This is a genomic window from uncultured Anaerobiospirillum sp. (genome assembly GCF_902485895.1).
GTDB classification, from domain to species: domain Bacteria; phylum Pseudomonadota; class Gammaproteobacteria; order Enterobacterales; family Succinivibrionaceae; genus Anaerobiospirillum; species Anaerobiospirillum succiniciproducens.
The window spans coordinates 1-12,681 of sequence record NZ_CABTML010000042.1; the positions used below are offsets into that span (position 1 = coordinate 1).

Consider the following 12,681-nt stretch of genomic DNA (forward strand, 5'->3'; position numbering starts at 1 on the left):
CCATAATCTAACCGCCTATTCCGTGTTTGCAGGCTTCACCATAATCCATCCGCCTATTCCGTGTTTGCAGGCTTCACCATAATCCATCCGCCTATTCCCTGTTTGCGCCAACATCCCTGTCACCACTAATGTCATGCATCCTATATAGCGGCATGTACGACATACAGAGAGAGGTAGATTTATTAATTTGATCGCGCCAGGATTACTCTAAACGGCTTATAAATCACATCTTTTGTTGGATTTAGTTTTGTATTGAAGTTTGATGTAGAGCAAATTTTTAAAACTTTCATGCATTATGAAAATTTTTTCCATATAATAGATCTATAATCATCTTTGATTGATGAAAATTTGTAACATCGCCAAATTTATCTGATTTGTTACAACTTTTTGTCAAACGCTGAGGGTAACTCCTCGAGAAAGGTTTCAATGCAAACTTCACAATACACAAAGTTTAATGTTACTCCTCTTTTGGCAGTAACCAATTTGTTTCAGGTCTTCATGCGGGCACTTTGATAACGTTCTATTCGCTTAGAACGGCTAGTTGAGTGTACTCGCTTCACTCATATGGAAACGCAGTATGCACATACTAGAAGCTCTCGAACAAGCTAAGCCTAATATGACCAAATCAGACCTTGCTGTGATGAACTACATCCAGGCCAAAGGTTTAGAAGTTTGTAATGCGCCTATCTCAGAGATGGCTAAAAGCTGTGGCGTCTCACATGCAACTATCACCAGATTTGTTAGAAAGTTTGGTTATGAATCACTGCAGGCTTTTAAGATTGCGCTAGCTAAAGAGGTCGGATCTGGTGAGAACATCGGACATCTGATCTCTGTAAACATTGCCTTAGATGAAAGTTCAGAGGACACAGTAAGCAAGCTTACGCAGCTTATGACTGATACCATCAGACGGACTGCTAAAGGTATCGATCATAAGAGTCTTGCACGTATTACCTCTTTCTTCTTTAAGGCAAACCGCGTGTACTTTATTGGCAAAGGTAATAGTGGCTTTGTTGCTGCAGACAGTGCCTTTAAGTTCAATCGCATTGGAATAGATTCACGTGCTTTTATTGAAACTCATGAAATGCTCATGATGTGTTCAATGCTCAAACGCCGTGATTTGCTCGTTGCTTTCTCTAACTCAGGAACAACTCCTGAGATCATCAAGGCCTGCGAGCTTGCTAAACAAGAAGGCTGCAAGATCTTCGGTATAACAGCTGACAAAGACAGTGCGCTAGCCAAGATGTCTGATGAGAGTCTCTTCTATGAGATCAGAGAGACGTTCTTAGACTCTGGCTCTATTTACTCTAAGGCTGCAGTTATTTTCATTATTGATCTTATTTATACCGAGCTTTGTAAAAAGCTAGGACAAGATGCAATTGATGCAAAACAAAAGACTGGCAGAGCGATCAGCGCTTTTTGCAATCCGCGTTTACTATCAGTTGCAACACTAGCCAACGAGCTAGAGGATCACAATCATGCCCATAACGCTCAAGAGGCTGATGAGCATGGTAATGCCGATGGCAAAGGTGCGCACTTTATGCGTAACATCCTCTACGCTGATGACTAGAACAAGCTCACGAGAAATGAGCTTTTATAACAATCATTAATCTAGCGCATACGTATGCCAAGCAAGGTTAACAAACAAGTTATATATCAGCCTCATATCAATGTGAGGGTGTATACTTAGCTGTAGACTGCCAAAAGGACTTTGCGCCATGTTTACTAACTAAACAGCAGTTGCAGCTGAAATTAAGTAACTAAGCTCTGTGATCTTTTAGATTCATATACACACACAGTGCTATTAAGCTTTGTTACTTTAGCCGCCACTAAGATGCATGGTGAATTTAAAATAACCAAGCTAGACGGCAGATTTCATTAGGCTTCACAACTATCAAGGTACTACGCTTATGTAGTCTTTAGTGCGCTGTAGATTGCCTGCTAAACTTTTTATGATTTTCGACTAGGAGATTAAAATGCGTATTTATCGTGCCAGCAACTATGAAGAGTTAAGCCGTAAAGCCGCAAACATCATTTCTTCTCAGGTTATCCTCAAGCCTGATTGCGTTTTAGGTTTAGCTACTGGCTCCAGCCCTATTGGCACCTACAAGCAGCTGATCGAGTGGTACAAGAAGGGCGATCTGGACTTCTCTCAGGTTAAGACCGTAAACCTCGACGAGTACCGTGGTCTTGGCAAGGAGAGCGATCAGTCCTACGTTTACTTCATGCACCACAACCTCTTTGACCACATCAACATCAAGCCAGAGAACATCAACCTGCCAAATGGTAAGAACCCAGACGCAGTTGCCGAGTGCAAGCGTTATGACGGCGTTATCGAGTCCATGGGCGGTGTAGACATTCAGCTCTTAGGTATCGGCCGCAATGGTCACATCGGCTTCAACGAGCCAGCTCCATCTTTCGAGCGCAACACCCACTGCGTAGACCTAACCGAGAGCACTATCGAAGCTAACAAGCGCTTCTTTGCTTCTGCTGATGATGTACCACGTCAGGCTTACACCATGGGTATCGGTTCCATCATGATGGCTAAGACCGTATTACTCATCGCTTCTGGCAAGGACAAGGCTGAGGCTATTAAGAACACCATCCAGGGCCCAATCACCCCAGAGTGCCCAGCTTCTGTGCTCCAGTTACACCACGACGTAATCATCGTTGCTGACGACGACGCTTTAAGCCTCGTTGACTAATGTCTAGCTAGACGCAAACTTAAGTCTAACTTTTCATTAAGGGCATCGTCCCTATCTAAAAGGCCCGTATCCTACGATACGGGCTTTTTCATTTCAAAACTCTCCTGCCACCACATCCTGCCCAATTATCAACAAACCTTTCACACCGTCTATAACCAGCATATTTTCAATTGGCAAAACTAATAGCCCTACATAAGTATAACTATGCTTAAGCAAGAAACAGTTTCTTAAAACATACGCTTAAGCATATAATTATGTTAAATCTTTGTATCTATACAAACCAAAATATCTGATTTTTACTTGATTTTGGCGGTTTTGACATGAATCCAGTTAAACCATCAAGATACATATGAAATATATCCCATAAATTTATGACATATCTGCTCTTTCTTGATATTATTTGCTCACTTTTCACCCATAGTGGCTATCAATCAAACATGAGCAGTATCTATTCTTTCTTTGGCGGTTTGTTTGAGGATCATGTCTCTCAGACAATCACTATCCTTATCTTCATCGCTTTCTTCGTCGGCATGGTATGCCATGCTCTTAACATACAGCAACGCTTCAAAGAGTACATCCCAGCTTTCATGACGGCTCTGGGTATCCTTGGTACCTTTATCGGCATTGTTTATGGTCTCAAAGACTTTGATCCTGAGAATATCGACGATAGTATCCCATCATTACTCAATGGCCTAAAGACTGCCTTTAATACCAGTATTGTAGGTATGGGCGGCACTATCCTATTTAAGCTCTTAACTTCATTTAAAGTGCGTAAAGACAAGGTTGAGGAGATCCCAGAGGATGAGGATCTCGCTCCTGAGATCTTAAAGACCATGAAAGATCAGTCTGACAAGTTTGAAAAGCTGATTCTTGCAATTGGTAGTGATGGTGATAACTCTTTGCTTTCACAAACTCGACTCTTACGCTCTGACCTGTCTGACCAGTCCAAATCTAGCCTCTTAGAGTTTAAAGATTTTAGAAAAGAGCTCAGCGAGCAGCTCGAGCTATTTATCGAGAAGATGTCACATGCTGCATCTGATCAAATTATTGAGGCCTTAAAGAACGTAATAACCGACTTCAATAATAAGCTTACTGAACAGTTTGGTGAGAACTTTAAACAGCTGAACGAAGCAGTTGGTAAGCTGGTAGAGTGGCAAAAAGAGTATCGTGAGCATCTCATTGAGCTTGAGAACAGATATAAGGCTGCAGTAGAGCTTCTAGAACAAAGCAAAGATGCCATGGTAACCATTGCTGACACTACCCAAGCCATACCTAAGACCATGGATAACCTTGATAAGCTTCTTACCGCTCAACAAGTCCAAATTGATGATATGGATCATCACATGGAGACTATGGCACAGACTCGCGAAAAGGCTGTTCAAGCAGTTCCTGAGATTCAAAAGTGCGTTACTACCATGACTGAAGAGCTCAAGTCATCTATCAACACCGTCTCTGAAGACATTGACTCTGCAGTAAAGAACTTTAGCGAGCAGACCAAATCTACGTCAGAAAGCCTCAAGAGCTCAGTAGATCAATTATCCCAAGATCTTGTTTCTAATGTCGGCAAGGCTTCCGATGGATTCAAGACTTCTGTAAGCTCACTATCCGATGATCTCAAGGCATCTGTCGGCACTGTTTCTGAGAGTCTCAAGACTTCTGTAAACTCACTGTCCGATGATCTCAAGGCCTCTGTCGGCTCTGCTTCTGAGGGTCTCAAGACTTCTGTAAGTTCACTGTCCGATGATCTAAAGTCATCTGTCACAACTGTTACCGCTGGCCTAGTTACATCAGTTGGCTCTTTATCAGACAACTTGAAAACATCTGTACAGACAGCATCAGATAAGATCGTTACAACGGTTGATGAGGCTGCAAACGGTATGAAATCAGCAGCTAATGACTTTAGTAGTCATGCCAAGGCAACATCAGATGCCTTAGCTTCAACATCTGAGGAAATTCTGAACAACTCTAAGAATCTCGGCGTAAACATGAATAACTTCAACACCGAGACCAAGGCTGCTATCGACAACACAATAGCCGCAATTAAGCAATTACAGCAGCGTCTGGTGGAGACAGGACAGTCAGCTTCTTCAACTATTGAGTCTACATACAATACATTTAGCAAAACTGCCGAGAAGATGGCCTCCGATGCTTTAACCACTGCAGAGTCAACTATAAAAACTAATATGTCTAAAGTTAACGATGCTGTTGACCAAATTGCACTTCACGTTCATGATGAGATAAAGAAAGAGATAACACATTTTGATGATGCAATGACTCGTGAACTCAACAGTGCGCTGAACTCATTAGGCTCTGCATTGGCAACCATTGCTAACACAATTGCAGATCGCTATGAACATGCAACCAAAGAGGGCTCCAGATTTTGAGTAAGTTATTCTTGAGAAAGGGGCTAAGCAATAGCACCACTGAAAAAGACGATGTTGAACATTGGGTTAGCTCATCAGATCTAATGTCAGGACTCATGATGGTGTTTCTCTTTGTAAGTATTGCCCTCATGAGACACGCATATGAGCAACGCAATCAGATGCGTAACATTGCTGTGGCATATGAAAATACACAATATGCCATCTATTACTCATTGATGGATGAGTTTCGAGATGACCTGCCTAAGTGGAGTGCCAAGATTAATCGCGAAACACTTTCGGTTGAGTTCACTGATATATCTATTCTCTTTGAATTTGGCTCAGCTAAGTTAAAGCCTGAATTTGAGGAGATTCTCAATGACTTCTTCCCAAGATATATGAGAAGACTAGAGGAGTATCGCGACAGCATTCAAGAGATCCGTATTGAGGGTCACGCTAGCTCCTACTGGAGCTCTAAAGCCTCTGAAGATGAGGCTTATGCAAACAATATGATCCTGTCGCAAGAGAGAACCAGATCTGTACTATTCCATGTTCAAACCATGCCTGAACTATCAGAACAAAAGACTTGGATGAAAAAGCACATAGCGGCAATAGGATTTTCCTCAAGCCATATTGTTACAGACACTGAAGGCAATGAAAATGCTGATGCTTCACGAAGAGTTACCTTCAGAGTTCTGACTAATGCCGATAAGCAGCTACAGCGCATGTTGAGTGAAAGCAATGAAACTTAACAATAAGTTTGACGCCTTATGGAAAGCTGTAAGGCGCATTACAGAGAAAACTACTGACTTTAACTTAACTATTGAGTCGACTTGGGAAGATACTGAGTATGAGCGCATAGCTGCTGAGCTAAAAGCTGGCAAGAACATTGAACTCAAAGATATCGAAACAATTGATGGCTTGCTAACTTACAAGGGTCAACACGTCCTGTTATACATCCCTGATCACGGTAGGTATATCGAGGGCGTAATCAACGGCACATCTACGGGCAATAAGTTTCACGTCGCTGACTGCGACAAGCTTGATGAGATGAGGTCGAGGAAAAGGTTTGAGCGCTATATAGCTACTACAAACACTTCCGGTGAGTTTAAGATTGCTGGTTTTTTAAATAATGATCCTAGCCGGCAAGTCGAAATCACTAAAAGACTATGCGTATGTAAGCTTTGCCTAAATAAACTTGATTACCAGGGATACAAATACGCTGGTGCACGCAAAACTTCAATCTATGAATCCTTTGATCTCAATGAGTTCTTTGAGACTTACTCTACAAAGTTTAAGAATCTTCCTAGTAGATCAAATGTAGCTAAGGATATGGCTGTATATCCAAAAGATTGGGCCAGTATTTCTGAAAATGTCAGAACTAAATCTGGTTGGTGCTGTCAAGGTTGCGGTGTAAATCTAAGTGAGCACAAGAACCTATTACATACCCATCATATCAACGGCAACAAAAATGACACAAGGCCGAGCAACTTAATAGCTTTGTGCTCTTTATGCCATAAAGAACAGCCTAGCCATGAGCGTATCTACATAGATCCTAAAGATCAAGAAAAAATAGAAAGCTTAAGGGCCAAACAAGGTCTTACTTTTTCTAAACGTGAATGGGAGCGAAAACTAGCTAAAGCCCCTCAAACACTACGCGTATGCCTGCAGCATTTCATGGTTCCAGGTTGGCCTGCACCAGAACTAAAATATAGTCTAGCTGAAAGAACTTTTGATGCAGCATGGCCAAGCAAGAAGGTAGCTATAGATCTTAATACAAGGATTAGCTATCAATTCAAAGATTGGACAGTTCTATCATCTACTAATGCTATTGCATATAAACTAGAATGATTGAAGGTAGCAACAAAGCCATTACACATATCTAACACGCCTTTACATGTTTTGACTCTATGAAAGGCGTGTTAATACTCAGAACGTCCAAATTGGCTTTAGAGTTCCTACTACGTATCTGCTTGGGATTGGGCCGTAATAGCGGCTATCAAAGCTGCCTGCATAGTTGTTTAGGAGTAGAAGCTCATATTTAGGCAACACCATGTCCTGCAGCATCACAGGCATTGCACGGCCCTCTCCATCGATTGCATATGGCTTGCTGTTCTCAAGCAAGATACCATTGACGAAAATGCCTTCTGAGGTAAATCTAACCTCATCACCAGAAATCGCCTGAATATACTTTCCCACAGGTGCATAGCCGCCCTTGCACTTGCCACTGGCGATGTAATTGCGCTCATAGGCAAGCTTAGCTACCTCATCTGGTAGGCACGCTAATACGAGCATGCCACGCTCTAGGCTATAGTCACTACCTCTCTTAGCATCGCGCTCTGCAACCGCACCATCAAACCTGCCAGTTGTATCAGATAAAGCAGCCGTGTCACTACTATCTGTAGCCGCCACTGCACTACCATCCTGCATAGCATCGCGGTTATCACTAAAGGCAAATGGGTTGAGTCCTGGCTTATGGATATAGGTAATTTTATACAGACCGTAAGGCAATGACTCGGACACATTAAAGTACAGCTGAAAATAACTAAGCGCAGCATTCATGGCTAGGCTTGCCACGAAGATAACTCCTGCCAAGACTAAAAAGACCTTGCCAATTGTTGACCTTAAGCGCTTAGAAGGTGCGCTTTTGAGCTTATGGTTATGGCTAGAGCTTGTGCTTCTACTTGAGCTTGATGAATGACTTTCTGTGACTGCAGAGGCTTTGGTGGCAATGTTAGTTGCAATCTTTATATTAGAGACAGTCTTAGAACGTATAAATGGTCGATGTTGGTAAAACTTGGCGTTAAGGAGAGATTTGCTGCATTTACGCGGTGTCAAAATCTTGAAAGGGGATCTAGAGGAGGTAAGCATTGATGCACTCTATAAGGAGGAAAGCGCACAGAACTTCGATTTGCCTTGCCAGGCTTGTATTTTAGGAGAATAACATCTCTTTAATATCAGGCAGCGTGATTAGCCTTGTGATTCGATGTTGCTTATCGGATCAAGCGCAATCTACCAAACAAGTCTACAAATTGAAGATATCTTCTATTTGGGATAGAGGTAGAGCTGTATTTGGAGTAAATGCTGTCGGAGTAATACATACCAACAGTCTAGTAAGGAAATGATCAAACCACTAATCAAAAAGATCAGTTATACCCATCAATAAAATGACAATGGAGTTTGAAGCACAAATCGAAGTTCTCAGCTTATATAGTTTAACATGCAAATCTTGTGACAACATATGCAATACATCAATTCTTATTGACACATTTTTACAAGTAGCTAAGCATACGGCTATTAAATAGCTATATACTGCCTATATGTTGCATCATTCCATGACAATTGAAGAGAATTTCATGGTTTAAAATCAGATCGTCTGCCACGACAAACATAAAACATATCTAACACAGCCATCGTGTTAAAACACGCTTGCCTATCGAAGTAATAACTAACACGGCAGAACTTGCCAAGCTTGCTGATATAGCTATTAGTATTAGAGCAATTAAATACTGCTGTGACTTGTTACTTCATATCTTATTGGCATGAGAGAACTGCAGAGGATTGTGTACAGACAGATAAGACTTGGATTGAGTTAAGAGTGGGATGAGTAAAGTGCAGAGGTATCTGCTTTTTGAGGGGTATTAGTGCTTGCATATAGTTAGCCATGGCTAACTATATAGGCAAAATAAAACAGACCGAAGTCTGTTTTATTTTTTAAGGACATCATCTAGACCACTAAAATACAGGGTTTGCACTGCCTAGCAGTGCTATTGCGCCATGGATGGCAATGACATAGCATTTACGCTCAATTCCATCCCTGGCACGAGTCGTCACCCTGCTTGTTGGGATAGAGAATGCGATCTAGTCGCGGCAAGCATTGAGCAATGCTAAGTAGCTCACCCTGTATTAATCGTTTCTTAATGAGCAGCAGGGGTATAGTCTGCTGCTCCATAGGTTTTCGTTGATAAACCTTAAGTACAATCTGTAACACAGACCGTTTTAACAAATCGGCTTAAACCGACCTGTTATTAGAACTGGTAACGAACACCAGCAGAGAATACGTTCTCAGCGTAGTTGCCGCCAGCTAAAGAAGCGAAGTCCTTGCCACTTGCATCCTTAGAGTCATCGGTGCCAGCATCGAAACTTGCCTCAGCCCATACGTTAACCTGTGGGTTGAGCTGCCAGTTTACATATACAGGAACGGTCTTAGCCTTAACCTTAGCAGCATCCTGCTTGTATTCCTGAGCTAAGAAGCCAGTACGTGCAGAAATGCCGTTAGCAAATGAGTAGCCAACTACAAACTCGTAACCAGTTACGGATACCTTGTAGCCATCGGTGCCAGCCTGAAGGCTATTTACGTCAAACTCACGCTCGTGGTATACAGCACCAACATAAGGGCCTAAGTTTAAAGAACCCCATGATAAGCCAACTGCATACTGATCATATGAGTCATAGATTAAGGTTGCGTTAGGAGCCTGAGGAGGGGTGCTTGTATTATCTGTGTTATTTAAGGAATCAGCGAACTCAACCTTCTCGTAACCAGCACGAACTGCGATTGGGCCGAATACAACGTCTGGAGAGGTGTAACCGAGAGCTAAAGCAACACCGTAGTCAACGTCGGCGATCTCGCCTAACTCGTGAGCGCCGTCAACGTGAACGCCAGTGCCAGGTAACTCTACAGAAGCCAGAACGTCAAAGCCGTTGCCGGACCAGCTGTACTGAACCATAGCCTCACGCTTGTCGTCGTTACCAGCTAAACCGGTGCAGCCCCAGTCGTCGAAGATATCAGTCTGACCGATAGCGTACTTAATAGCAGGCTCAAAAGTACCTAACTTAACCTGACCAGCCTGAGCGAAGTCAAAACCGAGCCACATGTAACGAGCGTCGAACTGTGGGTGACCGTTGCCGTCAGAAGCGTCCCACTCCATCTTTGCAAAAGCAGCGATGTCGCCGTAAACCTGGGTACGCATGTCAAAGCCAAGACGACCTGAACCAACAGCAGTAGCGTTCTGATCAAGAGTGCCATCGGTGCCAGTGAAGTCAGCGTTGCCAGTCTTGTCAGAGTAAACAACAGCCTGAACACGACCGTAAACAGCTAAAGAGGTGCCGTCCTTGTCATAAACAGTAACAGCAGAAGCGGTTGAAATTGAAGCAGCAGCTAAAGCAGCAACAGCTAAAGCTAAAAATGACTTCTTCATAATTTTTATCTATCCCAATTATCTTATAAAAAGAAAGTGTGAACGTGTTCTGTTCACGTGAGACACTATACCACTATTGAAAGAAAAATTTGCCACTATGACCAATTGAGTGACGACGCTCTTAAAAAGAAACCATTGGCATCAAAACCAACTTATGTATAAACCGCTTATATTTGCGATTTACTGATGCATTAGCGTAGCTTATATACACAAACATTATTGCCATAAATGGCCATTGATGCTTGTATGACAACTATCGGTTTAACATAAATTTTAGCCAAATCTTACATTGCAAATTACTTTTATCATGGCTACAAATGGCTTATATATCGAGTTTGTATCTTGTATACAATCAAGTTTCGTGGGGTTCCATAAAAATTTGTGATGCAACGCAAATTTTTGACATCATTCATGACAGCAACGCCTTTTTAATGTCAATAAAAACGCTTTTGACTGTCTAAAGTTCCCTGGTTGCACATTTATGTTCCATTGCTGTCACAACTTGGGCACAAGAGTGCACGATTTTTGATGTCGAAACTCTTTATTTTTAACTCACATCTACACACACATGTTGTTACTTTGTAACTATATATTATTAGCTTACATCTACACACACATGTTGTTACTTTGTAACTATATATTATTAGCTTACATCTACACACACATATAGCTACTTTGTAACTCTTTATTTTTAGCTTACATCGACACACACATGTTGGTACTTTGTAACTCTTTATTTTTAGCTAACAGCGATACACATTTTGGTACTTTGTATGTCTTTTTATAGCGCTTGATTATCTTTGGGATGTAGTGTCGTGTACTTTTTGGGCTGAATCTAAAGTTTGTTGTGGGTTGATGGTGTCCTGTAGTTGATTCTCAAAGGTACCGCCGCCTACTGCAGTCATGAGTTTGATAGTAGCAATTAACAGATCTTTGTGAGCCATAAGGTTCTTGTTCTTGGCACTACGCAGACTGTCTGCAGCATCTAAGAGCTCACTTAAGGATGCACCACCCAAACGATAGCGTTCTTCTATACGCTGGTAATTACGTTCGGTGAGTTCTAATTCCTGTTTGTAGCTACTAAAGAGCAAGTCTTGATTGCTAAGCTCATTAATTCTGTCAGAGACTTCTTTTACCGCTGTAATAAAGCCATTGGCAAAGTCTAGTCGCGCCTGATCCTTTTTGACAAATGTTCCCTCCCTTTGTATAGAGAGCTGATTGAAGTTCAAGAAAGGAAAGGTGATCACAGCACCAAGGGCTCCTACTGGATCGGTAAAGAATCTAGTTAATGAAGTAGAGTCAGCACTGTTAAGTCGTGCAGAGATATTAAACTGCGGATAAAAGTTGCTAGTGGCCTCATCTGTATCAGCATAGGCTGCTCTCAACTTAGACTCGTATGACCTCAAGTCTGGTCTCTGCTTTAATAAAGCTGATGGAATAACGGTAGCTACTTTTACCTTGGCTGCTGAGTACAAGGCATCAGCTTTTATGTCTTTTTCTGCGTCAACCTCTGTAAAACGCGAGGCTAAGGCATTTAGCGCATTACGTGCTGAGGTAAGTGAATATGCAGCGTTATAAAGAGCTTGTTCGTTGATCTTGTGATTGACCATGGCTTGATCATACTCAAGACCATCTGCAGCGCCCTGCCTAAGCATCTCACTAATGAGCTCTAAGCGCTTTTGAGAGGTGGCTAGCTGCTCTTTGGCCAACTTAAGATTCTCTATGGCATACACATAATTCCAGTAATACTCAGCCGTACGTTCAATCATGGTTAAACGCATGGCTTGGTAATCATATGCACTAGCCTTGAACCTTTCATAAGATGCTCGAGACTGAGCACTCAATCTGCCAAAGAGATCTAACTCATATGAAAGTGAAAGACTGCTATTCGATCCTTTCATAGTTTTCGAGCTCTGACTTAAGTCCTTAGTTGCAGAAGCTCCTAGAGATGCTGATGCATCAGGATGATAATTGGTATTCGTAAGCTGTAGAGCAAGCTCGGCACTTCTAAGGTTATTATATGCAGTAATGAGCTCGTAATTATTGGCAAGCACCGTCTCAATCATCATGGTGAGCTTGTCATCGCCAAAACCTTTATAAAAGTCATATTCAAGATTTGACTGCTCGGACTCGCCTGTCAGCGCCCGCTCTCCTTTAGCAATGGCTGATACCTCATTATTGATGCTGCCGTAGCTTGCAGGCGCTTTAAGTTGCTCTTGATACTCAGTTTCCATAATTGAACATGAGCTAAGCAAAACACTACTTAAGAGTAATGCAGCTTTGCTAGCGGTTGCCTTGCCTTTATTTAGCATGTTCACTCCTTTGGAAAACCAATACATCCACTGTTTGCTACTGCTTGCTTTGCCTTAAACAAAAGCGTTAGTTGCATTATGGACGTTTTTCTATAGCTAGAACTTAGAA

General features: G+C 42.0%; 8 protein-coding genes. 5 read left to right on the plus strand and 3 right to left on the minus strand.

The genetic code is table 11. From position 1 onward, the window contains the following. The first annotated feature begins 577 nt into the window (after positions 1-577). The 5 genes from RDO37_RS03445 to RDO37_RS03465 all read left to right on the plus strand — a co-directional run bounded on the left by RDO37_RS03445 (position 578) and on the right by RDO37_RS03465 (position 6,913). Complete coding sequence (locus RDO37_RS03445) at positions 578-1,567, plus strand: MurR/RpiR family transcriptional regulator (RefSeq protein WP_308498118.1); 990 nt, start codon at positions 578-580, stop codon at positions 1,565-1,567. 406 nt (positions 1,568-1,973) lie between these two features. Continuing rightward, the gene (gene nagB, locus RDO37_RS03450; protein WP_308498119.1) at positions 1,974-2,702 is read left to right on the plus strand and encodes a glucosamine-6-phosphate deaminase; all 729 of its coding nucleotides are present in this window, start codon (positions 1,974-1,976) and stop codon (positions 2,700-2,702) included. Between the two features lie 437 nt (positions 2,703-3,139). Beyond that, positions 3,140-5,086, plus strand: coding sequence for a hypothetical protein (locus RDO37_RS03455; protein ID WP_308498120.1), 1,947 nt, complete (start codon positions 3,140-3,142; stop codon positions 5,084-5,086). After that, a complete protein-coding gene (locus RDO37_RS03460; RefSeq protein ID WP_308498121.1) occupies positions 5,083-5,814 on the plus strand; it encodes an OmpA family protein in 732 nt (243 codons plus the stop codon). Before RDO37_RS03455 ends, RDO37_RS03460 begins: the two co-directional genes overlap by 4 nt. Then, on the plus strand, positions 5,804-6,913 hold the full coding sequence (locus RDO37_RS03465; protein WP_308498122.1) for a hypothetical protein: 1,110 nt from the start codon (positions 5,804-5,806) through the stop codon (positions 6,911-6,913). The genes RDO37_RS03460 and RDO37_RS03465 overlap by 11 nt, the downstream gene beginning before the upstream one ends. 78 nt (positions 6,914-6,991) lie before the next feature. Here RDO37_RS03465 and traF read toward each other — a convergent pair whose 3' ends face one another. The 3 genes from traF to RDO37_RS03480 form a co-directional block, all read right to left on the minus strand. Further along, positions 6,992-7,639, minus strand: coding sequence for a conjugative transfer signal peptidase TraF (traF, locus tag RDO37_RS03470; RefSeq protein ID WP_308498123.1), 648 nt, complete (start codon positions 7,637-7,639; stop codon positions 6,992-6,994). A gap of 1,451 nt (positions 7,640-9,090) precedes the next feature. Beyond that, on the minus strand, positions 9,091-10,260 hold the full coding sequence (locus RDO37_RS03475) for a porin (RefSeq protein WP_308498124.1): 1,170 nt from the start codon (positions 10,258-10,260) through the stop codon (positions 9,091-9,093). A 794-nt stretch (positions 10,261-11,054) separates the two neighbouring features. Continuing rightward, the gene (locus RDO37_RS03480; RefSeq protein WP_308498125.1) at positions 11,055-12,572 is read right to left on the minus strand and encodes a TolC family protein; all 1,518 of its coding nucleotides are present in this window, start codon (positions 12,570-12,572) and stop codon (positions 11,055-11,057) included. Between the last annotated feature and the right edge of the window lie 109 nt (positions 12,573-12,681).